The sequence below is a fragment of the Kitasatospora sp. NPDC093102 genome, assembly GCF_040683915.1.
In the GTDB taxonomy this organism is placed as follows: domain Bacteria; phylum Actinomycetota; class Actinomycetes; order Streptomycetales; family Streptomycetaceae; genus Kitasatospora.
Genome location: NZ_JBFBFA010000002.1, coordinates 31,039 through 57,875, shown reverse-complemented (window position 1 = coordinate 57,875; position 26,837 = coordinate 31,039). Strand labels below are relative to the sequence as shown.

General features: G+C 73.9%; 22 protein-coding genes and 3 tRNA genes. 11 read left to right on the top strand and 14 right to left on the bottom strand.

All coding sequences use genetic code 11. The features are described from left to right. Positions 1 to 111 precede the first annotated feature (111 nt). Both AB0O11_RS03585 and AB0O11_RS03580 read left to right on the top strand, forming a co-directional pair. On the top strand, positions 112 to 576 hold the full coding sequence (locus tag AB0O11_RS03585; RefSeq protein WP_363381351.1) for a MarR family transcriptional regulator: 465 nt from the start codon (positions 112 to 114) through the stop codon (positions 574 to 576). Positions 577 to 695: 119 nt separating this feature from the next. Then, positions 696 to 2,246, top strand: coding sequence for an LCP family protein (locus AB0O11_RS03580; protein WP_363381349.1), 1,551 nt, complete (start codon positions 696 to 698; stop codon positions 2,244 to 2,246). Between the two features lie 45 nt (positions 2,247 to 2,291). On the opposite strand, the gene AB0O11_RS03575 is transcribed toward AB0O11_RS03580, so the two are convergent. The 4 genes from AB0O11_RS03575 to AB0O11_RS03560 form a co-directional block, all read right to left on the bottom strand. After that, positions 2,292 to 3,203, bottom strand: a complete 912-nt coding sequence (locus AB0O11_RS03575; RefSeq protein WP_363381347.1) for a pyridoxal-phosphate dependent enzyme — start codon at positions 3,201 to 3,203, stop codon at positions 2,292 to 2,294. A gap of 95 nt (positions 3,204 to 3,298) precedes the next feature. Continuing rightward, a complete protein-coding gene (locus AB0O11_RS03570; RefSeq protein ID WP_363381345.1) occupies positions 3,299 to 3,967 on the bottom strand; it encodes a GPP34 family phosphoprotein in 669 nt (222 codons plus the stop codon). Between the two features lie 38 nt (positions 3,968 to 4,005). Further along, a complete protein-coding gene (locus AB0O11_RS03565; protein ID WP_363381344.1) occupies positions 4,006 to 4,278 on the bottom strand; it encodes a hypothetical protein in 273 nt (90 codons plus the stop codon). A 10-nt stretch (positions 4,279 to 4,288) separates the two neighbouring features. Then, entirely contained in the window at positions 4,289 to 5,236 is a 948-nt protein-coding gene (locus tag AB0O11_RS03560; protein WP_363381342.1) for an SPFH domain-containing protein, read from the bottom strand. A gap of 193 nt (positions 5,237 to 5,429) precedes the next feature. On the opposite strand from AB0O11_RS03560, the gene AB0O11_RS03555 reads away from it, so the two are divergent. Beyond that, on the top strand, positions 5,430 to 7,520 hold the full coding sequence (locus AB0O11_RS03555; RefSeq protein ID WP_363381341.1) for a hypothetical protein: 2,091 nt from the start codon (positions 5,430 to 5,432) through the stop codon (positions 7,518 to 7,520). 180 nt (positions 7,521 to 7,700) lie between these two features. Here AB0O11_RS03555 and AB0O11_RS03550 read toward each other — a convergent pair. After that, a tRNA-Ile gene (locus AB0O11_RS03550) sits at positions 7,701 to 7,774 on the bottom strand. 189 nt (positions 7,775 to 7,963) lie between these two features. Here AB0O11_RS03550 and AB0O11_RS03545 point away from each other — a divergent pair. Together AB0O11_RS03545 and AB0O11_RS03540 are read left to right on the top strand one after the other, a co-directional pair. Then, positions 7,964 to 8,815, top strand: a complete 852-nt coding sequence (locus AB0O11_RS03545; RefSeq protein WP_363381340.1) for a hypothetical protein — start codon at positions 7,964 to 7,966, stop codon at positions 8,813 to 8,815. Positions 8,816 to 8,933: 118 nt separating this feature from the next. Beyond that, positions 8,934 to 9,680: a trypsin-like peptidase domain-containing protein gene (locus tag AB0O11_RS03540; RefSeq protein ID WP_363381338.1), complete on the top strand. Its 747-nt coding sequence runs from the start codon at positions 8,934 to 8,936 to the stop codon at positions 9,678 to 9,680. Between the two features lie 145 nt (positions 9,681 to 9,825). Here AB0O11_RS03540 and AB0O11_RS03535 read toward each other — a convergent pair. Further along, positions 9,826 to 9,898, bottom strand: a tRNA-Asn gene (locus tag AB0O11_RS03535). Positions 9,899 to 9,959: 61 nt separating this feature from the next. Beyond that, positions 9,960 to 10,032: transfer RNA gene (locus AB0O11_RS03530), tRNA-Asn, on the bottom strand. A gap of 240 nt (positions 10,033 to 10,272) precedes the next feature. Between AB0O11_RS03530 and AB0O11_RS03525 the strand changes: the two genes are divergently transcribed. The 4 genes from AB0O11_RS03525 to AB0O11_RS03510 all read left to right on the top strand — a co-directional run bounded on the left by AB0O11_RS03525 (position 10,273) and on the right by AB0O11_RS03510 (position 15,211). Then, complete coding sequence (locus tag AB0O11_RS03525) at positions 10,273 to 10,578, top strand: hypothetical protein (RefSeq protein WP_363381336.1); 306 nt, start codon at positions 10,273 to 10,275, stop codon at positions 10,576 to 10,578. A 167-nt stretch (positions 10,579 to 10,745) separates the two neighbouring features. Further along, positions 10,746 to 12,191, top strand: a complete 1,446-nt coding sequence (locus AB0O11_RS03520; RefSeq protein WP_363381334.1) for an FGGY family carbohydrate kinase — start codon at positions 10,746 to 10,748, stop codon at positions 12,189 to 12,191. Positions 12,192 to 12,276: 85 nt separating this feature from the next. Continuing rightward, entirely contained in the window at positions 12,277 to 13,680 is a 1,404-nt protein-coding gene (locus AB0O11_RS03515) for a glutamate decarboxylase (protein ID WP_363381332.1), read from the top strand. Positions 13,681 to 14,080: 400 nt separating this feature from the next. Next, the gene (locus AB0O11_RS03510; protein ID WP_363381330.1) at positions 14,081 to 15,211 is read left to right on the top strand and encodes a DUF2690 domain-containing protein; all 1,131 of its coding nucleotides are present in this window, start codon (positions 14,081 to 14,083) and stop codon (positions 15,209 to 15,211) included. A gap of 10 nt (positions 15,212 to 15,221) precedes the next feature. Here the strand turns inward: AB0O11_RS03510 and AB0O11_RS03505 are convergent, their stop codons facing one another. From AB0O11_RS03505 to AB0O11_RS03485, 5 genes are all read right to left on the bottom strand, one after another. Further along, complete coding sequence (locus AB0O11_RS03505) at positions 15,222 to 16,370, bottom strand: sigma-70 family RNA polymerase sigma factor (RefSeq protein ID WP_363381328.1); 1,149 nt, start codon at positions 16,368 to 16,370, stop codon at positions 15,222 to 15,224. Between the two features lie 151 nt (positions 16,371 to 16,521). Continuing rightward, a complete protein-coding gene (gene dnaG, locus AB0O11_RS03500; protein WP_363381326.1) occupies positions 16,522 to 18,429 on the bottom strand; it encodes a DNA primase in 1,908 nt (635 codons plus the stop codon). A gap of 101 nt (positions 18,430 to 18,530) precedes the next feature. After that, entirely contained in the window at positions 18,531 to 19,841 is a 1,311-nt protein-coding gene (locus AB0O11_RS03495) for a deoxyguanosinetriphosphate triphosphohydrolase (protein WP_363381324.1), read from the bottom strand. A 273-nt stretch (positions 19,842 to 20,114) separates the two neighbouring features. After that, on the bottom strand, positions 20,115 to 21,122 hold the full coding sequence (locus AB0O11_RS03490) for an SGNH/GDSL hydrolase family protein (protein ID WP_363381322.1): 1,008 nt from the start codon (positions 21,120 to 21,122) through the stop codon (positions 20,115 to 20,117). Positions 21,123 to 21,311: 189 nt separating this feature from the next. After that, positions 21,312 to 22,256, bottom strand: coding sequence for a PAC2 family protein (locus AB0O11_RS03485; protein WP_363381321.1), 945 nt, complete (start codon positions 22,254 to 22,256; stop codon positions 21,312 to 21,314). A gap of 708 nt (positions 22,257 to 22,964) precedes the next feature. On the opposite strand from AB0O11_RS03485, the gene AB0O11_RS03480 reads away from it, so the two are divergent. After that, complete coding sequence (locus tag AB0O11_RS03480; RefSeq protein WP_224282135.1) at positions 22,965 to 23,699, top strand: GNAT family protein; 735 nt, start codon at positions 22,965 to 22,967, stop codon at positions 23,697 to 23,699. Here AB0O11_RS03480 and AB0O11_RS03475 read toward each other — a convergent pair. Next, entirely contained in the window at positions 23,689 to 24,960 is a 1,272-nt protein-coding gene (locus tag AB0O11_RS03475) for an ADP-ribosylglycohydrolase family protein (protein WP_363381320.1), read from the bottom strand. The two genes, AB0O11_RS03480 and AB0O11_RS03475, sit on opposite strands and share 11 nt — an antisense overlap. Positions 24,961 to 25,070: 110 nt before the next feature. On the opposite strand from AB0O11_RS03475, the gene AB0O11_RS03470 reads away from it, so the two are divergent. Beyond that, on the top strand, positions 25,071 to 26,066 hold the full coding sequence (locus tag AB0O11_RS03470; protein ID WP_363381318.1) for a hypothetical protein: 996 nt from the start codon (positions 25,071 to 25,073) through the stop codon (positions 26,064 to 26,066). 46 nt (positions 26,067 to 26,112) lie between these two features. On the opposite strand, the gene AB0O11_RS03465 is transcribed toward AB0O11_RS03470, so the two are convergent. Next, positions 26,113 to 26,619 (bottom strand): ribonuclease, encoded by a 507-nt coding sequence (locus AB0O11_RS03465; RefSeq protein ID WP_363381317.1) that lies wholly within the window; start codon positions 26,617 to 26,619, stop codon positions 26,113 to 26,115. Between the last annotated feature and the right edge of the window lie 218 nt (positions 26,620 to 26,837).

Here is a 26,837-nt window from a genome sequence, read left to right as displayed (position 1 = left end):
GGGCACTCCTTGCGGTTCAGGTGCGGTTCAGGTGCATGAAAAGTTGAGCAACTTAAGTAACGATGAGCATGAAAGGTTCATCTTGTCAACTTTTCAGGTAGACTCTGGACCATGGACACTCAGCCGATCCAGGACGCCACGCCGCAGCCCGACGAGATCACCCGCGAGGTCGTCGACCTGATGGCCAACCTGGTCGCACTGTTCCACCGCGAGTACGAGGACGCCGCCGCCGCCCGCTCGCTCACCGGCGCCCAGGCCAAGGTGCTCGCCCTGCTGCGGCGCGGACCGATGCCGATGCGCCAGATCGCCCAGACGCTCAGCTGCGAGCCGTCCAACATCACCGGCATCGTCGACCGGCTCGAATCCCGCGGCTTCGTCACCCGTGAGGCCGACCGGCAGGACCGCCGGGTCAAGCTGGTCGCCGCCACCGACACCGGCTCGGCCGCCTCCGAGGAGCTGCGCGAGTCGCTGAACTTCGCACGCGAGCCGCTGGCCGCGCTCGGCCCGGAGGAGCGGACGGCCCTGCGCGACCTGCTCCGGCGGATGCTCGCGGGCGCCTCCGGCCCGGGTGCGTGACCAGCATCACAGACCCCGGGGGCTGCCCGTTGGCCCCGGGGGGGTAACCGAACCGCCTCCCGGAGCGTCTAACGTTCGAACATCGAACGCGAGAAACCTGAAGACGGGGGGCACAGAGGATGAGCAGCAGCACGCGTCGGCGCCGCTACCTGCGGACCGCCATCGGCCTGGCCGCCGTACTGGTGCTGTCGGTCGTGGGCGCCGGAGCCTGGTTCTACCACCGGCTGGACAACAACATCACCACCTTCGACTCGGGCGGCGTCGCCACCGAGCGCCCGCCGGCCCCCGTCCCGGCCAGCCCGGGCGCCTCCGTCCCCGTCAACGTGCTGCTGCTCGGCTCGGACACCCGCGACGGGGGCAACGACTCGCTGGGCGGCGGTGACGAGGGCGTCGGCCACTCGGACACCGCGATCCTGGTGCACATCTACGCCGACCACAAGCACGCCGTCGGCGTCTCGATACCCCGCGACACCCTGGTCACCATCCCGTCCTGCAAGCTGCCGAACGGCACCTGGACGGCGCCGAAGACCGACCAGATGTTCAACTCCGCCTTCACCGTGGGCCTGGCCGAGAAGGGCAATCCGGCCTGCACCCAGAACACCGTCGAAAAGCTCACCGGGCTGCGGATCGACCACACCGTCGTGGTCGACTTCAAGGGCGCGGCCGCGATGTCGGACGCCGTGGGCGGCGTGGAGGCCTGCGTGCCCAACGACGTCAACGAGTACGGCATCCACCTCAAGAAGGGCCTCCAGAAGCTCTCCGGGCAGTCCGCGGTGGACTACCTGCGGGCCCGCCACGGCATCGGCGACAACTCCGACATAGGCCGGATGAAGCGCCAGCAGGCCTTCCTCTCCTCAATGATCAAGAAGGTGCAGGGCCAGGGCTTCTCGCTGCCCACCCTGCTGCCGCTGGCCGACGCGGCCACCAAGTCGCTCACCGTGGACGAGGGGCTGGGCACCGCGATGAAGCTGGTGGACTTCGCCCGCTCGGTCCAGGACATCAAGCTCTCCGACGTCTCCTTCGTCACCGCCCCCTGGCGGTTCGCCGGCGACCGGGTGCGGCTGGTCCAGCCGGACGCCGACACCCTCTGGAAGCTGCTGCGCGAGGACCGCACCCTGGACGGGCAGAGCACCGCCGGGACGGGCCAGGTGACCTCCTCCCCCACCGCCGGCCCCGCCGCTCCGACCGCCCCGCTCACCCCGGAGCAGGCCGCGACGCCGATCACCGTGGTCAACGGGACCGGCACGCCCGGCGTGGCCGGCTCCGGCGCCGAGACGCTCAAGGCGCGCGGCTTCCAGAACATCACGCTCGGCCCCAACGCCCCCGGGCAGCGGGCCACCCGGGTCGCCTACGACCCCGCGCTGAAGGCCGCCGCCGACCAGGTCGCCGCGCTCTTCCCCGGCGCCAAGGTCGTCGAGTCCCCCGGCTCGGAGGCGATCACCGTCACCATCGGCCCCGACGAGCGCACGGCGGGCACCCGGATCGACTCGGTGACCGCCCCGAGCCCGGCGCCCGACTCGGTGACCGCCCCGAGCCCGGCGCCCGGTGCCCCGGCCGGCACCACGGCGGGCAGCACCCCCGGCGCCGCCCCGAGCGGCATCCCCACCGGCATAGCGGAGAACACCCGCAACGCCGACACCGACCCGTGCGCCGACCTGACCTTCGGCTGACCGCCCGGCCCGCGGCCGACGGCTGACCCACGGCCGGCCGGGCCGCTACTGCGGATCCGGCAGCCCGGTGACGACGGCGGTGAGGCGGGTGCCGCGCGGGAAGACGCCCCCCGCCGTCAGGTCGGCCAGCGCGGCGAGCAGCTTGGCGACGTAGCGGCGCTCCAGCGGGATGCCGTGGCGGCGCTCGAACCGCTCGGCGAAGCCGGCCAGTTCGGCCGGGACCCTGCCGTAGCCGCCGCCGTGGTGCGCGTGGTCGATCCGCCAGTTGCCGAACCCTCGCCCGTAGGCGGCCCGGTGCAGCCGGGCGACCTCGGCCTCCAGGTAACCCTCGCCGCCGCGCAGCACGGCCACCCCGAGCGCCCGCGCGCCCGCCGGCAGGCCGGCCGCGATGCCGGCCAGGGTGCCGCCGGTGCCGACCGGGCAGCAGACCACGTCCCGCTCGCCGAGATCGGGCAGTTCGGCCGGGATCGCGGCCGCGCCGACGGCGGCCAGGGCATTGGAGCCGCCCTCCGGGAGCACCAGGCAGCGGCCCCAGCGGCGGAGCAGGGCGTCCGTGCCGTGCTCCGCCTCGGCCCGGCCGGTGGCTTCCCGGTACTCGGCCCGGGTCAGGAACTCCAGCCGCATCCCGGCCGCCTCGGCGGCCCGCAGCGACCAGTTGCGCGGCCGGTCGGCCAGCTCCTCGCCGCGGACCAGCCCGACGCTCTCCAGCCCGAGCGCCCCGGCGGCGGCCGCGACGGCCCGCAGGTGGGTCGAGTACGCGCCGCCGAAGGTCAGCAGCCGGGTGTGGCCCTGCTCCACGGCGGCGGCCAGGTTGGGCGCCAGCTTGCGCCACTTGTTGCCGGGGACGGTCGGGTGCAGCAGGTCGTCCCGCTTCAGCCGCAGCTCCACCCCGGCCCGGGCGAAGGCCTCGTCGGTGCAGTCCACCAGCGGGGTCGGCAGCAGGGCGGGTTCGAGCACCCGGCCAGCTTAGGCGCACGCGCGGAGCCGGGACGCCTGACCGGCGTCCGGGCTCCGCGCACCGGGGACGGGCCGGCACCCCCGTGGACGGCCCGTCAGCCCACGGCCGCGCTCTCCGCCGCGTGGCCGGCCATCCGCCAGGCCAGGGCCCTGCCGAGCGCGCGCGGGACCGGGCCGGCCGCCGGGGCCAGCTTCCCGATCCGGCCGCGGTACTCCCTGCGCTCCCTGGTGCTCAGGGCCGAGCGGAGTTTCCCCGCCGCGACCAGGGCGGTCAGCGCCGCGTCGGCCGGGTCGACCCGGCTGAGCGGTCCCTTCAGCGCCCCGGTGACGGAGGCCACCAGCGCCTCGCGGGCCCCGGGGTCGTCCAGGGTGACCAGGGCCACCGGGAACAACCCGGCCACCCGGTGCGGCCGGAGGGCGATCCGGCCGGAGTCCACCAGGCCGTCCCGGACGCAGCGGATCGGCTGGTCGCGCCCGACGCTCCTGGCCCGGCCGACCCACGAGCTCCAGCTCTGCGGCCGACTCCTCCGGATCTGGCCCAACAGGCGGGCGCTGTAAGGGTCGAGGCCGGTCTCGGCGTCGCCGGCGCGGACCCGGGCGACGGCCTTGCGGCCCTCCTCGTACAGCAGGCCCCGGCGCAACAGCTCGGTCAGCGCCGCCGCCTGCAGCAGCAGGTTGAGCGAGGAGTGCTGGGTGGTCCGTCCGCGCCGCGGGTCGTAGGCGAGCAGGTACAGCTTCTCGGGGAGGGTGACGGGCAGGTCCATGTCGGTCTCCGAAGGGTCTTCGTGTGCCCGGCCTCCGGTCAGCTCCCGTCGGAGCCGCCTCGCTCGGGGCTGTTCTCGGCGGGGCCGTCCTCGGCCGGGGCGTCCTCGGGCGGGCTCTCCTTGGGCGGGCGTCCGCGCCGGGGAAGCCGGGCCGCGCCGCCGGGCATCCGGCCCGCGTCGGCGAGGGCGCGGCGGAGCAGGAACTCGATCTGCGCGTTGGTGCTGCGCAGGTCGTCCGCGGCCCATCGGGCGAGTGCGTCGTGAACCGAAGGATCCAGTCGCAACAGGAGCTTCTTCCGTTCCGTCGCCAAGGCCTCGCCTTTACTGGTAGAGGGAGCCCGTGTTCACGACGGGCTGGGTGCCGCGGTCGCCGCAGAGCACCACCAGGAGGTTGCTCACCATGGCGGCCTTGCGCTCCTCGTCCAGGTCCACGACATCGCGTTCGGCGAGCCGGTCCAGCGCTTCCTCGACCATGCCGACGGCGCCCTCGACGATCAGCCTGCGCGCCGCGACCACGGCCCCGGCCTGCTGACGCTGGAGCATCACCTGGGCGACCTCCGGAGCGTACGCGAGCCTGGTGATCCTGGACTCGACGACTCGCACTCCGGCCAAGGCCACCCGGGCGGAGATCTCGGCGGAGAGCTTGCGGGCGATCTCGTCCGCACCGTCACGCAGCGACAACTGGCCCTCGTGGTGGGCGTCGTACGGGTAGCTGGTGGCGATGTGCCGCACGGCGGTCTCGGTCTGGATGGCGACGAAGTCGGCGTAGTCGTCCACCTCGAAGACCGCCATCGCGGTGTCCTCGACCTGCCAGACGACCACGGCGGCCATCTCGATCGGGTTGCCGTCCGCGTCGTTGACCTTGGTGGTCTCGGTCTCGTGGTTGCGGATCCGGGTGGATATCCGCCGGCGGCTGGTGAAGGGGTTCAGCCAGGTCAGACCCTCGGCGCGGATGGTGCCCCGGTAGCGGCCGAGCAGCTGGACCACCCGGGCCTGGCCGGGCGAGACCACCGTCAGGCCGCACATCAGCAGCACCGAGCCGAGCACCAGCAGCGGTCCGGCGACTATCAGGGCGATGCCCAACGCGTTGGTGCGGACGGCCAGTTGGGCCGCGCCGACGATGAACGAGCCGACCCCGGCGAGCAGGCCGAGCAGAGCGCCGCCGAGCACCGGCAGGCCGGCCGCCCCGGCGATGACCCGTTCGGTGATCTTGGGGGCCGGGAGGTCCAGGACAGGGCCGTCCTCGACGGCGAAAGGCGGTGTGGCCATGGGAGCGACTCCTTCATCGAGCATCCGCATCCGATGGCAAAGTGATATCACTTTTCTTGGAGCCGACGCCACCCGTCAGCACGAGGACGACCCCCCGACACCCCGGGCACGCCGCCGATACGGCAGACTTGTCACCCCGATACTTACCGCCTGTTTTCTGAAGGCTCAGCATCACTTGTGGGGAATCGCATCCATGACAGCGCTTGCCGAGTCCATCGGCACACCGGACAGAACGAGCCCGGGCACGGGGACTGAGCGGCAGCGCCCATGGGCCCGGTTCGAACGGCCGGACGCCGCACAGCTCCGGCTCGTCGCGGCCCTCCTGGTCCTCCCGCCGCTGTTCCACCTGGTCTCGGCCGATCTGCTCAGCTTCGGGCTGGTCTGGTTCGCCGCCGCGACCCTCATCCGCTCCCGGGCCACCGCCTTCGACCGGCTGATGATCTCCGGCGGCGTCCTGATCGGCTGGACCTGCGCACTCAGCCTGCTCGCCAGCTACTGGCCGTGGGGCCTGCACCCGGTGGCACTCACCGAGGCCACCGCCGTGCCGCTGATCGCGATCCTGCTCCTCCAGGGCCCCCGGCCCGCCGGACGGGCCGAGCGACTGTGGGCGCGGCTGCGCCGACTGGTTCCCACCCGGGACCTCGCCCTGCTGCTGCCGGCGGCCGCGGCCGTCGCGTTCACGCTGTACCCCATCGTCCGCCGGAACGCCACCGAGCGGCTGGGCCTGATCATCCTGTACGAGGACCTCGCCCGGCACGCGGCGCTGTACGACACCATCCTGCGCCTGGGCGGCCTGACCACCCTGCACAAGAGCGAGGCCGCCGCCACCGTCGCGGACGGCCTCGCCACCTACCCGCAGGGCAGTCACCTGACGATGGCCGTGATCACCAGCTTCGCGCACGGCGGTGCCACCCAGGGCCCCGCGCTCGCCCAGCTGTCGTTCTTCGTCCTGCTGTTCGCCCTGGCCACGGCCGGTCTGTCGGTCGCCGTCCTGTGGGCGGTGCAGCGGGTCGCCGGCCACGCGCTGCGCGGCTGGCGCGGCCTGGCCCTCGCACTGCCCACCGCCGTCTACCTGGTCGTCGGCGAGGTGCCGCAGCTCCAGGCCCGCGGCTTCCTGAGCGAGATCTTCGCGCTCGGGCTGTTCGCCCTGCTGATCGCCCTGGCGATCAGGCCGCTCAGCCGCTTCCACGAGCAGATCACCGCGCTCGGCGCCCTGACCGTCGGCATCTCCTTCGGCCACTACCTGCTGCTGCCGGCCGTCGGAGCCGTGGTGCTCGCCTGGGCCGTCATGCACCGGCGGGACTGCCTCCGGCACTGGCCGGCCGTGCTGGCCACCGCCGCGGTGACCGGCGCCCTCGCGCTGTTCCCGCCGTACACCAACGCCGGGTCGGCCGGTTCGGCGGACGTCCTGACCCTTCCCGGCGCCATCAGCCCGGCCGGACGCCACCTGCTCTTCCCCCTCGTGGCGGCCGCGTTCCTGGGCCTGCTGACCCGCAGCGCGCGCGCCAACCGCGCGCGCAAGGTCGCGCTGGTCTCGCTCGCCGCGGTCTCGCTGCTCTGCTTCGGCGTGATGGAGTACCAGCTCCTCACGACGGGCACCACCTCGTACTTCTACGAGAAGATGATCCACCAGCTGATGGTCGTCGGGGTGATCTGCTTCGCCGCCGCCCTGCTGCCCGCGTTCGGCCGCCGCGCGCTCGCCGGGCCGAGCACCGCACCGGCCCCCGGCGCCCGGCGGACCGTCTGGTCCCGGTTCCGCTCGGGCGTGCCCGTGGTCGCCGTCGCGGGCTGCCTGGCCTTCACCGTCCTCAGCAACGCCGGGCCGGACTCCGGCCCGACCGGCTGGCAGGGCAGCCCCGGGCGGACCCTGCTGCGGGGCGACGGCGCGCACTTCGCACTGGCCCAGCGGGTCGCCGCCATTCACTCCGACCACCAACAGGACGGCCGGCTGCAGGTCTCCCTCGCCGGCGCCCGCCTCTACGGCGAGACCACCCCGGACTGGGCCGGGATCGAGGACAACCTCTGGCTGACCCTGCTCAACCGCAACCAGGGCAGCACCGCGCAACTGTGGGCATGGGCGATCACCCGCCGCAGCGCCCAGGACATCGTGGACCTCGCCGCCTCCAAGCCGTCGACCCCGCTGCGGTTCTACCTCGACGAAGGCTCGCCGCTGCTCACCGACCTGAAGGCGATGGCCGCCAAGGGCAAGCTCCCGGACCTGGCCGTCTCCGTGCTGCACCACCAGGGCGGCGACCTGACCGTCGAGCCGGTCAAGCTCCGCTGAGCCGCACCCAAGACTGTGGGGCCGTCACCGGCGAACGGTGACGGCCCCACAGTCTTTGCGGCGTGGCAAACCCCGGCGGGCGGGATCCTGTCCTACAGTTCCACTCGACGGAACCCGGCGTCCGGGCTGGTCAGAGGCCTCCTTTGAAAGGGGCCGACAGCCGCCGGGGGCAAGAAGAAGTGGGGCGGGTGGGACTCGAACCCACGACCAAGGGATTATGAGTCCCCTGCTCTAACCGGCTGAGCTACCGCCCCGGTTCGCCGCGCGCGCCGGTCGTCGGCACGGCAGCAGCAGACGGCCCAGCGAGGCCGTCCCGGGCAGCATAGCCGGTCGATCACCCGTGGTGCGCGCCGGGGGGCAGACCTGGGTGCGCGACGGTGCGCTCCTCCCGGGCGGCGCAGCCCGGGTGGCGGCGGGGCACCCGTTCGGGGCAGCCTGGGCGGATGACGAAACGTGGGACGGGGACGGCGGCCGCGGCGCTCACACTGGTGCTGGCCGCGGCGGGCTGCACCACCGCGGCGGGGCCGGGCGGGGGCGCCCCCAGCGTCACCTCGGCACCGCCCACCGGCGTCTCCGCCGACAGCCACGGCTGGAACCGGCAGCGGCTCAAGGGCGCGGTCGGCCGGCACACCGGAGTCACCCGCACCGCCAAGCCCACCGTGCTCAACGGCCTGGTCGGCGCGGTGTTCACCCGCAACGCCGACGGCGACCACTTCTGCACCGCCAGTGTGGTCGACAGCGCCGGGCTCAACCTCATCGTCACGGCAGCCCACTGCGTCTGGGACCCGAAGCTCGGCCGCCGCAGCGACCTGGTGTTCGTCCCCGGCTACCGCAACGGCGACACCCCCAGCGGCGTCTGGCCGCTGCTGGCCGTCACCGTGGACGACGGCTGGAGCGAACACGCCGACCCGGACATGGACGTCGCCTTCGCGGTCGTCCAGGCGCAGAACGGACGGCAGGTCCAGCAGGTGCTCGGTGCCAACCGGCTGGGCGTCAACCGCGGCTACCGGCTCCCGGTGAAGGTCACCGGTTACCCGAGCAGCAGCGAGGTCCCGATCACCTGCGCCAACACCACCACCCAGCAGAGCCCCACCCAGGTGCGGATCGACTGCCCCGACTACACCGGTGGCACCAGCGGCAGCCCCTGGGTCACCGACTTCGACCCGGCCACCAGGACCGGCACCGTGGTCGGTGTGATCGGCGGCTACCAGGAGGGCGGGAGCACCCCCGGCACCTCGTACAGCAGCTACTTCGGCGACCGCGTCCAGGCACTGTACGACCGCGCCACCGGCTGACCGGGCAGCGGGCGGGCCCCGGCAGTGGCGCCGCCGGGCGCCGGCCTGGTAGATCTTCCTCACGAACGGCGGAACGCACGGCCCCGGTGCCCGCCCCGAGGAACGAGACGGAGCCCCGATGGCCTCCCGCCCGGCACTGCCCGCGCGTACGGCACGAACGGCCGCGCTGGCCGCCCTGCTGCTGGCCGCCGGCACCGCCTGCGGCGGGCAGGACGGGGCGCCCGCGGCCGAGGTCGCGCAGCAGAGCCCCGCCCGGGACCGGATCGGCACCCTCTCCATCCGCACCGCGCAGGGCCCGCGGGCCTGCACCGCGAGCGTGGTGCACAGCCCCCGGCGCAACCTGCTGGTCACCGCGGCGCACTGCGTGCAGAACCGCCGGATCGGCCTGCTGGACGGCCTGGTGTTCACCCCCGGCTACCGCAACGGGTCCACCCCGTACGGGACTTGGCCGGTGCAGGCGGTCACCGTGGACCCGCGCTGGGCGGCCGACGACGATCCCGAGTACGACGTGGCGTTCGTCACGGTGGGCCCGGTCGACGGACAGCAGGTCGAGGACGCGGTCGGCGGCAACCCGATCGGCACCGGCCAGGGCTTCGGGCTGTCCGTCTCGGTCACCGGCTACCCGAACGAGAGCGACGAGCCGATCACCTGCGCGGCCCGGACCAGCTCGCAGAGCGCCACCCAGGAGCGCTTCGACTGCGGCGGCTACACCGACGGCACCAGCGGCAGCCCGTGGGTCACCGCGAGCGGCACGGTGGTCGGCGTGATCGGCGGCTACCAGGAGGGCGGGGACTCCCCCGGCACGTCGTACAGCATCACCTTCGACGAGCGGGTCTCCGAGCTCTACCAGAGGGCGACCGTCTGAACCGGGAGCCGGCCCGGAGCGCCGCCGGGCCCGCGGAACGGTGTCGCGTACGTCACGCCGCGAAGCCGGACGGCGACAACACGAAGGCCCCCCGGTCGACCGAGGGGCCTTCGCTCTGAGCAGTCACCGGGCGGACCCGGTGCAGCTCCCGCAATTGGACTCGAACCAATAACCTGCCGATTAACAGTCGGCTGCTCTGCCAATTGAGCTATGCGGGATCGCGGTACTCAACTTCCGCACCACGGACGGGAGCAGAGCCCCGAAGGGCCTTCTCCCGAGCTCCCCCAATTGGACTCGAACCAATAACCTGCCGATTAACAGTCGGCTGCTCTGCCAATTGAGCTATGGGGGATCGGCTCCCGCCTCGGCCCCCGGTTTCCCGGGCTCCTCGGCGCTCGCTGCGGGACATACATTAGCGCACTCGGGGGGGTGGTCCGCCAATCGCTTTCCCGGACTGCCGCCGGGCTGCCGCCCGGCGTGCCCCACGCGCGCCCGGCGCGCGCCCGGCGACGAGGCCGGGGATGCTGGGGCGCAGACGGTTCGCCGTCCCGACGGACGGGTAGGGCAATGCGGCAGAAGCCGCCAGGAGAGGGTGGATCCGACCATGTGGAAGCTGTCGTTGGCCGCGGGTTTCGCGGCCGGCTACGTCCTGGGCTCGCGGGCCGGGCGCCAGCGCTACGAGCAGATCGCCAAGGTCACCCGGCAGATCGCCCGGAACCCCACGGTGCAGGGTGCGACCGACCGGGCCCGGCAGCAGGCCGGGGCGGTGGCCGGGAAAGCGGCCGGCGCGGTCGCGGACCGGGTCGGCGACCGGCTGCCGAACGCCGTCACCGACCGGGTGCCGTACTTCAACCGCTCCCGGGCGGGGGACGACGGCTGGGGCACCTTCCGCCCGTGACGGGGTGCCGGGTCGCGCGTCACGTGACGCGCGACCCGGCGGCCTACCGCCCGTCCGTGACGGGACGGTGACACCGGGGCCAAGCGAACCCCAACCCGCGGTCGCGAACCGGCAACGGACCACCCGGCCCGGACGCGTCCGGGGCCGGGCTGAGGCATGATCTCGGCATGGCCATCGTCGCGGGGATAGACAGCTCGACCAACCGCACCCGGATCGTCGCGTGCGACGCCGACACCGGCGCCGTCCTGCGCTCCGGCAAGGCGCCCCACCCCGTCCCCGAGGACCAGGACCTGTGCCCGGGAGAGGCCGACCCCCAGGTCTGGCTGCACTCGCTCGGCGACGCCGCGACCGGCGGCCTGCTGGAGGGCGTCCGGGCGATCGGGGTCAGCGCCCAGCAGCACGGGATGATCGGCCTGGACGCGGGCGGGGTGCTGGTCCGCCCGGCGATCCTGTGGAACGACCCGCGCTCCAGCGGCGCCGCCGCCAAGCTGCTGGACGCCTTCGGCGGCGCGGCCGCCTGGACCGCCGCGATCGGCGCCGTGCCCGCCCCCACCTACACCATCGCCAAGCTGCGCTGGCTGGCCGAGTTCGAGCCGGCCAACGCCCGCCGGGTCGCCGAGGTGCTGCTGCCGCACGACTGGCTGGTCTGGCAGCTGCTCGGCCACCCCAAGCGCCGCACCACCGACCGCGGCGACGCCTCCGGCACCGGCTACTGGTCGCCGATCACCGGCGAGTACCGGCAGGACCTGGTGGAGCTGGCGCTCGGCCACGAGCTCAGGCTGCCCGACGTCCTGCCCCCGGCCGAGCCCGCCGGGCACACCCCCGAGGGTCTGCTGATCTCGGCCGGCACCGGGGACAACATGGCCGCCGCGCTGGGCCTGGGCCTCGGCCCGGGCGACGCGGTGGTCTCGCTCGGCAGCGCCGGGACGATCTTCGCGGTGCACGAGGAGGCCGTGGTGGACGCCTCCGGCCTGGTCTCCTCCTTCGCCGACGCGAGCGGCCGGCACCTGCCGATGGTCGCCACCCTCAACGCCGCCCAGGTGCTGCGCTCCACCGCCGCCCTGCTCGGCCGGGACCTGGAGGGCCTGAGCGACCTCGCCCTGCACTCCTCCCCCGGCGCCTACGGCCTGGTGCTGCTGCCGTACCTGGACGGCGAGCGCACTCCCGCGCTGCCGCACGCGGCCGGCACCCTGACCGGCCTGCGGGCCGAGGCGATGACCCCTCAGCACCTGGCCCGCGCCGCCGTCGAGGGCATGCTCTGCAACATCGCCGACGCCCTCGACGTGCTGCGCACCCAGGGCGTCGCGGTGAAGCGGGTGTTCCTGCTCGGCACGGCCGGACGGCTGCCCGCCGTCCGGCGCATCGCCCCGATGCTGTTCGGCGTCCCGGTCGTGGTGCCGCCGCCGGGCGCGCACGCCGCCCGCGGGGCCGCCCGGCAGGCCGCCTGGGCGCTGGCGGGCACCCCGGAGCCGCCGGAGTGGGAGCTGCCGGACGCCGAGACCGTCGAGCCCGACGGGGAGCAGGACCTGGCGATCGGCTCGGCGGTGCGCCGGCAGTTCCGGGCCGCCCGCGACCAGATCCACCCGGAGGTGGCGTCGGCCCCGTCGGCCTGAAACCGACGGTGAAGATGCGTCACCCGGCGCCCGGTGGCAGCGTGGGTCGGGACACAGCCACCGAGGTGAAGGGCAGCAGGATCCCATGGCCTTGCACAAAGGCGCCGCCAACGGCCACCGACTGAGCGTCAGCCCGTTCCTGGGCGCCGCCGATCCGCTGGGCTCGATGGAGCTCGCCCCGCCGGTGCACCGGCTCGGCAAGGGCCCGGTCGCGGCCGACACCGCGTACCAGCTGATCCACGACGAGCTGATGCTGGACGGCAACGCCAAGCTCAACCTGGCGACCTTCGTCACCACCTCGATGGAGGTGCAGGCCACCCGGCTGATGACCGAGTGCCTGGACAAGAACATGATCGACAAGGACGAGTACCCGCAGACCGCCGAGCTGGAGCGGCGCTGCGTGGCCATCCTCGCCGACCTCTGGAACGCCCCCGACCCGGACTCCACGGTCGGCTGCTCCACCACCGGCTCCAGCGAGGCCTGCATGCTGGCCGGCATGGCGCTCAAGCGCCGCTGGATGCGCCGCAACGCCGAGCGCTACGCCGCCGGGGCCCGGCCCAACCTAGTGATGGGCGTCAACGTCCAGGTGTGCTGGGAGAAGTTCTGCACCTTCTGGGAGATCGAGGCCCGCACCGCACCCATGGAGGGCGAGCGCTTCCACCTCGGCCCCGAACAGGCGGTCGCGCTGTGCGACGAGAACACCATCGGCGTGGTCGGCGTCCTCGGCTCGACCTTCGACGGGTCGTACGAGCCGATCGCGGAGATCTGCGCGGCCCTGGACGAGCTCCAGGAGCGCACCGGCCTGGACATCCCGGTGCACGTGGACGGCGCCTCCGGTGGCATGGTGGCGCCCTTCCTCGACCCCGAGCTGGTCTGGGACTTCCGGCTGCCCCGGGTGGCCTCGATCAACACCTCCGGGCACAAGTACGGGCTGGTCTACCCGGGCGTCGGCTGGGCGCTGTGGCGGGACAAGGAGGCGCTGCCGGAGGAACTGGTCTTCCGGGTCAACTACCTGGGCGGCGAGATGCCGACCTTCGCCCTCAACTTCTCCCGGCCCGGCGCCCAGGTCGCGGCGCAGTACTACGTCTTCCTGCGGCTCGGCCGGGACGGCTTCCGGGCGGTCCAGGGCGCCTGCCGGGACGTCGCGACCTACCTGGCCGGGGAGATCGGGAAGCTTGACTGCTTCCGGCTGCTGACCCACGGCGACCAGGTCCCGGTGTTCGCCTTCACCACCACCGAGGACGTGCCCTTCGACGTGTTCGACGTCTCGCGGCGGCTGCGCGAGCGCGGCTGGCAGGTGCCCGCGTACACCTTCCCGGCCGACCGGGAGGACCTGTCGGTGCTCCGCGTGGTCTGCCGCAACGGCTTCTCCCGGGACCTCGCCGACCTGCTGCTGGCCGACCTCGGCCGGCTGCTGCCGGAGCTGCGGCGCCAGCCCGTCCCGCTCCAGGATCTCGGGGTGCCGGCCCGGTCGGGCTTCCACCACTGACCGTTCGCACACCCGGGAACGTCACGGCGGGGAGGGCGCAGCGAAGCGCCCTCCCCGCCGGAGCGTCCCGGGCGGACCGGGGCAGCCTCCCCCCGCGAGGCTGCCCCGGTCCGGTGGGGGAACCGGGAGCGGGTGCGGACCGACGACGGTTGGTCGATCGGTGCCCGAACGGTTCCCCGGCGGGTGCACCGCACCGGCCAGAGAACTCTGCACGATGACCACGTGAATGTTCGAGCGGCTCCGGAGGTTGTGAGACACTTCCGTCCGTCTCAGCGCCGTGACCTGGGGTTTGGGACGCCAGACCGATCAGGTTGGAGAAGCGCAGACGCCGAACGGCCCGGGCCGGGACCCTGCCGCTCACCCGTTCCCCCTCCCCGTTTCTCGAGTTTGGAGCGCCGCATTGGGTTCCGCCTGGAAGCAGCTGCCCGAGGAGTTGCCCGAGCCCGCCAGGCGCCTGGCGCAGGAACTCCGGGACATCAAGGACACCGCCGGACTGTCGCTGTCCGAGCTGGCCGCCCGGACGCACTACAGCCGGGCCTCCTGGGAGCGCTGGCTCAACGGCAAACGGGTCGTCACCGAGCAGGCGGTGGAAGCCCTGATCGGTGCGGTCGTGTGCGACGGGGCCGCGCTGCGGGCGCTGTGGCGGCGCGCGGTGGCGGGGCCGGAGGCCGTGGGCACGGACACGGACACGGACACGGGCGAGGCCGTGAAGGGACCGGCCGTCACCGAGGAGCCTGCCGCCGGGCAACCTGCCGTCCGGGCCGAGACCGTCCAGGAGCCGGCCTCCGGCAAGGCGCTGGTGACCGGGCAGGAGCCCGGTCCCGCTCCCGTCGCCTGGTGGCGGCGCCCCGCGGCGCTGGTCTCCGCTGCGGCCGTGCTGGCGCTGCTGATCGTCCTGGTGGGCCTGCGGATCGGCCGGCACGACGGGCAGGCCTCGGCGGCTGCCGAACCCGCCGCCACGGCCGGCGTCTCCGCCGGTGCCAAGCCCGGCCCGACCTCCCCGGCCTGCCAGGCCGTCGGCTGCGCGCACAAGGACCCGAAGACCACCGGCTGCGGCAAGGACGCCCGGACCCTGCAGACCCAGGTGATCGGCAAGGTGGTCGTCTACCTCCGGTACAGCCAGACCTGCCAGGCTGCCTGGGCGGCCATCACCGAGGGCCAGCCGAAGGACTCCGCGACGATCACCGACAGCACCGGTGACAGCGAGACGGCGCTCATCCACTGGGGCTACGACAACTACTCGCCGATGCTGAACGCGGCGGACCCGACCGTCACCTTCCAGGTCTGCGGCTACCAGCCGGCCGGCCACGACTGCACCGCGGCGGTCTCCGACCTGGCCATGGTGGTGGCCTCCACCCCGATCCCGATCGGACCCGCCTCGCCCCCGCCCGGCACCGGCGCGGGGGCACCGACGACCCCGGCCCCGGCCACGCCGGCCACTCCGGCCACTCCGGCCGCCCCGGCACCGACCGACCCGGCGGCTCCCGCCGACCAGCCCACGCCGGCCGGGTCGGCGGGTCCGTCCCAGTAGCCCCCGACCGCTAGTCGAGGTAGCCGCGCAGCTGCTCGGCGTAGGCGTGGTCGCGGAGCTTGACCAGGGTCTTCGACTCGATCTGGCGGATCCGCTCCCGCGTCACACCGAACACCGCGCCGATCTCCTCCAGCGTGCGCGGGCGGCCGTCGTCCAGTCCGTAGCGGAGCTGGACGACCTGGCGCTCCCGCTCCCCCAGGGTGGCCAGGACGGCCTCCAGGTGCTGGCGCAGCAGCAGGAAGGTCGCGGACTCGGCGGGCGAGGCGGCATCGGCGTCCTCGATCAGGTCCCCGAGCGCGACGTCGTCCTCCTCACCGACCGGAGTGTGCAGCGAGATCGGCTCCTGGGCCAGCCGGAGCAGCTCGCGCACCCGCTCCTCGGTCAGCTCCAGGGCCGCCGCGATCTCGGCCGCCGTCGGTTCCACGCCGCGCTCCTGGAGCAGGGCGCGCTTCGCCCGGACCACCCGGTTGATCAGCTCGACCACGTGCACCGGCACCCGGATCGTCCGGGCCTGGTCGGCCAGCGCCCGGCTCATCGACTGCCGGATCCACCAGGTCGCGTACGTGGAGAACTTGAAACCCCGGGCGTAGTCGAACTTCTCCACCGCCCGGATCAGGCCCAGGTTGCCCTCCTGGACCAGGTCCAGCAGGGTCAGCCCGCGGCCGACGTAGCGCTTGGCGACGGAGACCACCAGCCGCAGGTTCGCCTCGATCAGCCGGCGCTTGGCGATCCGGCCCCGTACCACCAGGGTGTCCAGCTCGCCGGCCAGCGGGTCGGGCGGCGGCGGGTCGCCGTCGAGCCGCTCCTCGGCGAAGATGCCGGCCTCCACCCGGCGGGCCAGCTCGACCTCCTCCTCGGCGGTGAGCAGGCGGATCCGGCCGATCTCGCGCAGGTACTGGCGCAGCAGGTCGGCGGCCGGCCCGGTGTCGTCGGGCGGCCCACGGCGCTCGTCCGGGTCCTCGGCCCCGGCCTGTGCTTCGGGCCCGGGCTCGGGGTCCGGACTGTCCGGGTGGCCCTCCGGCAGGCCCTGGGCGGGGACCCGGGCACCGTCCGGGAGCGCCGTCCCGGCCCGGCCGTGGTGGGTCTCCTGTTCCCCGGCCGGTTCGGCGGGGTTCGCTCTCGTACTGGTGGTGGTCGCTGCGGCGAGGCCTTGCTCCACGGGCATCCCCTCGGGGCGGGCGCGACTCTGGCGGACCCGCGCTGTACGGAGGTGGGACGTCCTCCAGTGTGCGGTACGCCACGCTCCGTGGCCGAGACTCGTGCGCCGACTTTCTGCGCCCAGGTCCTGTCGGCGGGTACCCGGCGGGGCGTTACAGCGCCGCCGCGCCCCGGCTGCGCAGCTGCTGCCCGTACTGCTGGAGCTGCCACAGCTCGGTCTGCACCGCGTGCAGCTGCTCGGCCTCGGCCCGGGGACCGAGCCGCTGGAGGTAGCCGCGGACCTCGGTGATCCGCCGGTCCACCGCGAGCAGGCGCAGCTTGACCAGGAACTCCCCCGCGTAGATCGCGTCCGCCTTGCGGCGCGAGCGCACCGGCTCGACGGTCAGCTCGGTGACCAGCGAGCGCACCTGGTCGTCCGGGGCCGCCTCGCGCACCGCACTGGTGAAGTCGGGCAGTCCCGCCCCGTACGCGGCGCCGCCGGCCTTGGCGATGGCCTGCCGGACGGCGGCGTACGGCGGGGTCGGGAACTCGTCCTCGCCGTAGTGGTCGAAGGCCGGGCTCACCAGGTCCGGATGCTGGAGCGCCAGCTTGAGCAGCTCCCTCTCGACGAACTGGGCCGGGTCGCGCGGGTTGAGCCGGAAGGCGGGCTGCGCGGGGCGCTGCGGCTGGACCGGCTCGGGGCGGCGCTGGGCGGCCGCGCCGCGCGGGTTCTGCTGGCGCTCGCGGTCCCAGCGGGCCAGCTGCGAGATCCGGCGGACGACGAACTGCTCGTCCAGGATGCCGAGCATGCCGGCCAGGCGGACGGCGTACTCGTGCTGGATCGAGCGGTCCTTGATCTTGGCGACGATCGGGGCCGCCTCCTCCAGCGCCGCCGACCGCCCCTCCGGGGTGTCCACCCGGTGCCGGGCCACCACCGAGTTCAGCGCGAACTCGAACAGCGGGACCGGGTTGTCGATCAGGTGCTTGACGGCCTCGTCGCCCTGGGCCAGGCGCAGCTCGCACGGGTCCATGCCGCCCGGGCTGACCGCGATGGAGGTCTTGGCGGCGAACTTCTGGTCGTCCTCGAAGGCGCGCAGGGCGGCCTTCTGGCCGGCCGCGTCGCCGTCGAAGGTGAAGACGGTCTCGCCCCGGTACTGCGAGGTGTCCATCAGCAGCCGGCGGATGATCTTGATGTGGTCCTCGGCGAAGGCGGTGCCGCAGGTGGCCACCGCCGAGGTGACCCCGGCCAGGTGGCAGGCCATCACGTCGGTGTAGCCCTCGACCACCACCGCGCGGCCCGACTTGGCGATCTCCTTCTTCGCCAGGTCGATGCCGTACAGCACGTGCGACTTCTTGTAGATCGGCGTCTCGGGGGTGTTGAGGTACTTCGGGCCGTTGTCGTCCTCGCGCAGACGGCGGGCGCCGAAGCCGACCACCTCGCCGGCGATGTCCCGGATCGGCCAGACCAGCCGGCCCCGGAAGCGGTCGATCAGGCCGCCGCGCTGGCCCTGCGAGGCGAGACCGCCCTGGAGGATCTCCTTGTCGGTGAAGCCCTTGCCGCGCAGGTAGCGGACCAGGTGCTCCCACCCGGCCGGGGCGTAGCCGACGCCGAAGGCCTTGGCGGCCTCCTCGTCGAAGCCGCGCTCGGCCAGGAAGCGGCGGCCGATCTCCGCCTCCGGCGAGGCCAGCTGCTCCCGGTAGTAGACGGCGGCCACCTTGTGCGCCTCGACCAGCCGGGTGCGCTCGCCCTGCTGGTGGCGGGGGCTGTAGCCGCCCTCCTCGTAGCGCAGGGTGATGCCGGCCTGGGCGGCCATCCGCTCGACGGCTTCGGCGAAGGTGAAGTGCTCGATCTTCATCAGGAAGGCGATGGTGTCGCCGTTCTCCTGGCAGCCGAAGCAGTGGAAGACGCCCTTGGCGGGGTTCACGTAGAAGGAGGCGGACTTCTCGTCGTGGAAGGGGCAGACGCCCTTGTACTCGCCGCCGCCACCGTTGGTCAGCTGTACGTAGTCGCCGACCACCGCGTCGATCGGCAGTGCGCTGCGCACCGCCTGTACGTCTTCGTCCCTGATCCGCCCGGCCACCCCGGAAGTCTACTGGGGCGGCCGGGCTTTCCGGCGGCGCAGGGGGACGGCCCCGGCGGGCCGAGGGGCGCCGCGTCGGCCGCTGCCCTCCCTTCCCCCGCTCACGCCCAGGCGGCGCCGACGAGTCTGGCGTGCAGGGCCAGGGCCGAGGCGTCCGTCAGGGTGGCGATCTGGTCGACGACCGTGCGCAGGGCGGCGCGGTCGTCCTCGGCCTCGCGGTACATGGCGGCGAACACCGGGTCCAGCCCCTCGGGGGCACGCTGGGTGAGGACGTACGCCAGCTCGGCGATCACGATCCGCTGGCGGGCCCGCAGCTGGGCCTGCTCCTCGCGCTGCATCACGTACCGGACGGCCACCGCCTTGAGCACCGCGCACTCCAGCCGGACGTCCCTGGGCACCACCAGCTCGGCGGCGTAGCGGGTGAGCCGGCCGGGGCCGTAGCGGGCGCGGGTGGCCTGCTCGGCGGCCAGGCAGAAGCGGCCGATCAGCTGGCTGGTGAGGTCCTTGAGCCCGGCCCGGGCCCGGGCGGTGCCGTCGTAGGAGCGGGGCCACCACTCCTGGGCGAGCAGCCGGTCCAGGGCGGCGGCCAGCTCCTCCGGCCCGGCGTCCGGGGCGTAGCGCTCGGCGACCTTGAAGAGCTCGGTGCGTTCTCCGGGGGCGCGCAGGGCGGCCGGGTCGATGTGGCCGGCCTGGAGGCCGTCCTCGACGTCGTGGGTGGAGTAGGCCACGTCGTCGGACCAGTCCATCACGGTGGCCTCGAAGCACTTGCGCCCGGCCGGGGAGCCGGCTCGCAGCCAGCGGAAGACCGGCAGGTCGTCGGCGTAGACGCCGTACTTGGGCGAGGCCGGGTCGGCGGGGTGGGCGCCCTTGGTCCACGGGTACTTGGTGGCGGCGTCGAGGGCGGCCCGGCTCAGGTTGAGACCGACGCTGCGGCCCGGCCAGGGGGCGAGCCGGGCGGCGGGCTGCTCCTCCTGGGGCGCGAAGCGCTTGGGTTCGAGCCGGGTCAGGATGCGCAGCGACTGGGCGTTGCCCTCGAAGCCGCCGCAGGCCTCGGCTGCCTGGTCGAGGGCCTCCTCACCGGTGTGGCCGAACGGCGGGTGGCCGATGTCGTGGGCCAGGCAGCCGGTCTCCACGAGGTCCGGGTCGCAGCCCAGAGCGGCACCCAACTCCCGCCCGACCTGGGCGCATTCGAGGGAGTGGGTGAGCCGGGTGCGCGGGAAGTCGCTGCGCATCGGGGCGACGACCTGGGTGGTGCCGGCCAGCCGGCGCAGCGCGGCCGAGTGCAGCACCCGGGCGCGGTCACGCTGGAAGGCCGTGCGGCCCGGTCGTTTGTCGGGTTCGGGTACCCAGCGGGCCTCGGCGGCGTGGTCGTACGGGATCGGGGCGGCGAAGCTGTGCGTGGTGTCGTCCATCCACTTCCTTGTGTAGTCGGCCAGGCGCGTGGAGTGACACATGCTTGGTGGCCTGTCCTCGGACAGCGGTCAGGGCTTGACCGCCATGAGGCTCTCGAAGCCGAGTGGGAAGCCGCTCCGCATTCGCGGAGAGGCGGAGTCACTTGCCCCTCACGGTACGCCGCCCCTCTGACTCGGAGGGCGTGCCGCGCACGAGGGGCGGGGTGCGGATCCGTGGATCCACAACCGTGTGCCGCCGACCACACCAGGTCGGCGGCACGGTCAGCGCCGACCTCAGCCCTTGATCGCCTTCAGGACCACGCCGGACGCCGCCTCCTGCCCCTTGGCGTTGGGGTGGATCGGCGCCAGCCCCTGCGCCGGGAACGGCGGTTCCACCCAGCGCTTGTCCTCCCCCGCACACATGTCGTGCCCGGCCGAGGGCCCGGCGAGGTCCACGAAGACCGCGCCCGCCGCCTCCGCGCGCTTCTTGAGCATGCCGTTGAGCTGCTGCTCCTTCTCCACCAGGAAGCTCAGGTCGGAGGCGGCCACGGCGTCGCCGAGCACCGGCAGGCAGACCGCCGGGTCGGCCGGGAGCAGCCCCGGGTATCCGATCACGTACACCTTGGCCTTCGGGGAGCGCTTCTTGATGTCCTGGAGCACCTGGCCGAGCCGGTCCCCGGCCGCGTCCACCTTGTGCTGGACCTCGTCGGTGCCGTTGCCGCCGGCGTAGTGGTCCCGGCAGGGCGAGTTGCTGATCCGGTCCGCGCTGTCGGCGATCACGCCCTTGAGGATGTCCACCAGGTTGGCCTTGGCGCACTCGGTCACGACCTCCATGAAGCCCGCGTCGTTGCCGCCGATGCCCAGGGTGACCAGCCGGGTGTCCGCGGTCAGCGCGTCCAGCTGGGCCGGGTTGGTGCCGTCGGAGACCTTCTGCGGGCCGGTCAGGTCCGGGGTGCGGGCGCCGCTGCAACTGACGTCCTTGAACTGCCCGGCGGCGAGCGAGAGCCCCTTCGCCACCAGGGCCGGGTAGTTGGCCCCGGAGCGGTAGCAGCCGCCCGGCTCGCCGGCCTGCGGGGGGATCTTCATCCCGGCGGTGTACGAGTCGCCGAGCGCGACGTACGGGCCGGTGGGCGGCGGGGCGGGGGTCGGTGACGAGGTCGCACCGGCCTGCGCGCGGGCGGGCGTCGCGCCCGCGGCGCCGTTCCCCCGGCCGTCCGAACCGGCGTCGTCGGTGCAGCCGGCCAGCAGCACTGCGGCCAGTGCGACGGTCAGGGCGATGGTCGGGCGTGCGGTCCTCGGCATGGGCTCCCCCCGGGGATACGGGTCATGGTCGGCTCCTCACGGCGGCCCGTCCCCCGGGCACCGCAGGGCCAACGAACGACCGTGGCCGATGACTCCCGGCCCGGCCCGAATGCCCTCCCGGCGGGCCCGGACCGGCCGGAATCCGCCCCCGGCCCGTCCGGTCGGCCGCTTCCGCCCGCCCGGTACCGGCTACTCCGCGCCGCGCTCGTGCTCGGCCAGGAACTGCTCGAAACGCCGCCCCAGTTCGTCCGCCGAGGGCAGGTCCACCGGCTCGGCCAGCAGGCTCTCCCGGCCCTCCGCGCCCGCCACGGCGTCGTACTGGCCCTCCATGCCGCGGATCGCCGAGCGCAACTCGCCGTCCCCCTGGGCCAGCTGCTCCTCGATGTCGGCGTAGACCTCGGAGACCTGCTCGCGCAGCCGGGTGCCGGGCAGCACCAGCCCGGTGGCGGACTGCGCCGCCTCCAGGATCTGCACGGCCGCCGCCGGGTAGGCGGAGCGGGCCACGTAGTGCGGGACGTGCACGGCGAAGCCCAGGACGTCGTGACCGGCCTCGGCCAGGCGGTACTCCACCAGCGCCTGGGCGCTGCCCGGGACCTGCGCCTGCTCGAACCACTGCGGGTAGCCCGGGGCGAGGTCCAGCCGGTTGCCGTGCGGCGTCAGGCCGACCGGGCGGGTGTGCGGCACGCCCATCGGGATGCCGTGGAAGTCGATCGAGAGCCGGACCTCGAAGCGCTCCACCAGCTCGCGGACGGCGCGCGCGAAGCGCTCCCACTCGACGTCCGGTTCGGGGCCGGTGAGCAGCAGGAACGGCGCGCCGGCGGCGTCGTGGACGAGCTGGAGCAGGATCTCCGGCGGGTCGTAGGACGTCCAGCGGTCGTGGTCGAAGACCATCGCCGGGCGGCGGGCCCGGTAGTCCACCAGACGGTCGTGGTCGAAGCGGGCCACCACCTGCGGCGATCCCGTCTCCAGCAGGTGGGCCACCACCTGGCCGCCGGCCTCGCCGGCGTCCATGAAGCCCTCGAAGTGCTGGAGCAGCACGAGGCCGGCACCGGTGTCGCGCAACTGCTCGTTGGCCGCGGCCACCGCGGCCACGCCCTGCTGATCCAGCTCGTACAGCGCCTGGAAGTCACGCACCGCGCACCCAACCCCGTTCTCTGCTCGTCCCGGTCGACCGGCTCCTCGCCCTGTCCAGCGTGCCGGGCGCCGCCGGAATTCCCGTCCCGGCCCCCGTCCTGCGGACGACCCGTCCGCGGGCCGCCCCGGGGCCCGTCCCACGGCTCTCCGGGGGGCGCGCCCGACGGCCTCGGCTCACCGCTCCGGACCATGATCGCACCCGAAGGAAGAGCCCCTGGTCACGGCCCTGGGAGGGGCCCGTCCGGAGGACCCGGGAACGGCCCGTGCGGCCATTCGCGTGCCGCGAAGTGACGCACCGCCTTCTGGCGGGTATCGTCCTCTCGCTGCCTCGCATCGTCGCGTCGTCGTCACGTCGTCCGTAACGCCGTCGGCCACGTCCCGGTCCGGTGCTCGGCCAGCCACCCACGACGCATCTTGCCTTCACCTGGCCGCCTGCTTCCCTTCGCGCTCTCGTTCCCTCTTCGGCCATTTCGCGGACGCACACTGTCCCCTCGCTCTTCCCGCCGGACCGGTCCGAGGACCCGTGCCCGTTCCGGCACCCCGCGCCGCCCGTTCCGGGCCGTCGCCCCCACCCCGTTCGACCGGACCTCCGGCGTGCGCGGGTACCCGGCGGACGGACCCGGGGCCCAGGCGTACCCAGTCCCGCGCACCCCGTGCCGTACCCCGGCCCGGGAGGCACCCTCCGACCGATGAAGGACCGAAGGTTCCGTGCCCGTACCTGTCATCCTCACCGGCCGCACCGTGCGGCTGGAGCCCCTCGCCGCGCACCATGCCGAGGCCATTGCCGAGGCCGGTGCCGAGGACCGTACGACCTACGCCTTCACCCCCGTCCCGCACGGCCTGGAAGCCGCCCGCGACTACGTCGCGCGGGCGCTCGCCGACCAGGCCGCGGGCCGGTCGCTGCCGTTCGCGACGGTGAACCTCGCCGACGGCCGGGTGGTCGGCTCCACCCGGTTCCTGGAACTCGACTACTGGCAGGGCCCGCTGGTGTGGCCGCCCGTGCCCGGGGTCCCGTTCGGCGATCCGGCCACGGCCGTCCCGGACGCGGCCGAGATCGGCAACACCTGGCTCTCGCCGCGCGCCCAGGGCACCGGCATCAACACCGAGGCCAAGCTGCTGATGCTGCGCCACGCCTTCGAGACCTGGGGCGTGCAGCGGATCTCGCTGCGCGCGGACGCCCGCAACCTGCGCTCGCGCACCGCCATCGAGCGGCTCGGCGCGACCTCCGAGGGCGTCCGCCGGGCGCACTCGCGCGGGCTGGACGGGGTGGTGCGCTCCACCGCGTTCTACTCGATCCTCGACGACGAGTGGCCGGCCGTCCGGGACATCATCGAGCTGCGGATCGCCGCCGCCACCTCGCCGAGCGCCCCGGATCCGGCGATCAACCAGGAGTGCCTTAGACAGGGCGGCAGCGGCGCCGGGCAGCTGATGATCACGGCGTGATCGGCCACCGTTCGCCGGTGGCGGCGGTCTTCAGGATCCAGGTGAGGACCGCCGCGCCGTGGGGGTCCTCAGGCAGTACCGGCCATCGGTTGTAGCTCGTCTCGGCAACCGCCGAGACCGGCCGCCAGCCGCCGCGGACCCGGGTGACCGCAACCTCCCAGACCGGATGGCCGTCCTTCGGGCAGCAGATCCTGACCGAACCGTCGTGGGTGTGCACCGCCCAGCGGTGGTCCAGCGTGTCCGTGTGCCTCCCGGCCCGGATGCGCTGCCACTGCTCGTCGGTCCACTCCACGTCGGGGACGGGATGCCGGCGCGGAACCAGCATGTCCGCACGGCCCCGGCCACCGGTGATGCCGCCCGGTTCCGGGAACGCCCAGGCCGGGAGCGGTTCACGGGCAGCCATCCAGGCTGAGGGGATGCCGACGGTACCGGTGCAGGCGGCGACCACTCCCCCGGTGATCGCGGCGACGGTGTCCATGTCGCCGCCGGGCGCGATCGCCTCCCAGACCGCGGCCCGGTAGTCGGTCAGCCGTCGGGCGGCGCACCACAGGGCGTACGGGACGGTGTCGGCGGCAGAGGTCCGGCTGCCGTTGCCGAGCGCCTTGGCAGCGACCAGCGGGTCCGGCTCGGCGAGCAGGGCGATCGCCTCGGACAGCCCGTCGTGGACGGCCCCGCGCGGAGTGAGGGCGGCCACCGCCGCCAGGAAGGTGTGCGGCGTCGTGGCCTCGGTCCGCGCCCGGACCGCGTAGGCGGCCGCCACCGCGACCGCGATCGCTCCGTCCACCGCCTGCGGATGGGTGTGGGTGACCACCGCGGTGTCGGCGGCCGGGCGGACCACGGCGGCCGGGTCCTCGGCGTACGCCGCCCCCAGCGGGGCGACCCGCATCGCGGCGCCGTTGCCGTACGAGCCCTGGCCGTCGAAGACTTCGGCGGCCAGCCGCTTGGCGTCGCCGCCCTCCCGGACGAGTCGGAGCAGCCGGTTGGCGGCCGGACCGTAGCCGCGGTCGAAGTCGTGGCGGCGGGCGAAGGCGTGGGTGAGGTCGAAGGTGTCGATCGCGCCGCGCTCGGTGTGGGCGGCGTAGACCGAGCAGGCCATCTCGGTGTCGTCGGTCCAGGGCCAGGGGCCGGGCGGTTCGGTGCGGGCGGCGAGGTGGGCCCTGGCGGTGTCCGGGACGAAGAACTGTGCACCGAGGGCGTCGCCCACGGAGAGTCCGTTGAGCGCGTCCAGCGCGGGGCCGGCGTGCGGAGGTGGTGTGGTCATATGGCCCCAGCTCAGCGGCTGGACCGCCGGTCCGTCAACACCTGCGAGCGCCACCCCCACCGACGGGGGATGTTTCGCATACCTCCGATCCCGGCGGGCAGCACCGGGGCATGACCCGCACGAATCCCCTCGACCCGGTCGCCCTGCTCGGCGCCGACCAGCAGCACATCGCCACCCGGGCGCAGCTGCGCCGGCTCGGGGTGCCCTCCGGCACCATCGCCCACCGGCTGCGGCCGGGCGGGCCCTGGCAGCAGGTGCTGCCCCGGGTGATCTGCCTCCAGAGCGGGCGGCTGACGATTCATCAGAAACTGCGGGCCGCCCTGGCGTACGCCACACCGAAGGGACGCGAGCCGCGGGCCGGGGAGGTGCTGCTGACCGGCTTCTCGGTGCTGTCCTCGGCCGGACTGCCGAGCGCCGGACACCCGTCCGACCTGAACTCGGTCGACATTCTGATTCCGAGTCAACGTCGCGTCTGTGACCGGGAGTTCGTCAGAATCCACCGGTCATCGGGGGCGATGCCGGGCGGCTTCGAACGGGACGACGGGCTGTGGAGCACCACGGTCGCCCGGGCGCTGGCGGACCTCGCGCCGCAGGAGACGGGGCAGCGCCGGTTCCGGGCGCTGTGCGCGGAGGCCGTTCAGCGGCGGCACTGCGAACTCGGCGAACTGCTCGACCAGTTGCTGTCCCGCCCGGGTGCGCTCGGGCTGCCCCAGGTGGCCAGGGTGGTGGAGGACCTGACGGTCGGGGTGCGGTCGGTAGTGGAGGGCGAGGCCCGCGAACTGCTGGCGCACGCGGGGCTGCCGGAGCCGCTGTGGAACCCGGTGCTCTTCCTGGACGGCCGCTTCCTCGCCGTCCCGGACGCCTACTGGCCGCACGCCTGTGTGGCCCTGGAGATCGACTCCCGCGCCTGGCACCTGCGCCCGGCCGAGCACGAACGGGGCCTGGCCCGCGCCAACCGCCTCACCGCCGCCGGCCTCCCGGTGGTCCGCGCCACCCCGGCCCAACTCCGCCGCGACCCGGCCCCGGTGCTCCACGAGCTGACCGCCCTGGTCACCACCGGCCCGCACGCGCCGCACCCCCGGATCACCTGGCGGCGGGCGCGGTGAGGGGTGCGGCATACCGGGCCCGGTACGCCCCCCGGTGCGGCTCCGCTCAGCAGCGGGGGTCGATCTCCTGGAAGGTGGCGTAGTGGTCCGCGGACCAGTACTGCTCGCCCGAGCCGCCGGTGACGACCCGTCGGGTGCCGCGGTCGTTGGAGCCCGGGGTGACCACGGTGAACTCGTGGTAGTAGCCGTCCGCCTTCTTCGGCAGCCGGCTCTCGCGGTTCTCGAAGACGATGCCGTCCCGGCTGTACGGGTACGGCCCGTTCTTGGCGATCAGGCCGAGGGTGTCCTGCGCCTGGCTGGGGAGCTTGGTGCGGCAGACGTCGGCCAGCGCGGGGTCGGCGGGCACCCAGGTGCTGCCGCCGCCACCGGGCGGCGGGGTGGGCTTGGGCGCGGAGGGCTTGGGGGCCGAGGTACCCGCGGCGGTGGCGGTGGAGGTCGCGGCGGCCTTGGGGTGGCTGCCGCCGTCCTTGCCGGCGAGGAGGTAGCCGACTCCGGCCAGGACCGCCAGGATCAGGACGGCCACGACGACGAGCGGGCTCTTGCGTCTGGTCATGCGTTCCAGCTTGGCAGGCGCGGGCCCCGCGCCCGACCAGGTACACGCGTGGCAGAGGCCACACGAACGTACGGCCGGGCGGGAACGGACGCCGTTGTCCGTTCCCGCCCGGCCGTGTCACGTACGCCGGTTCTCCTGCGCCGAGCTCCGGTGTACGCCCTCCCGACGGGAGGGGGAGCGGTCAGTCGTACCCGCGCGTGCGGAGGGGATGCCTACCC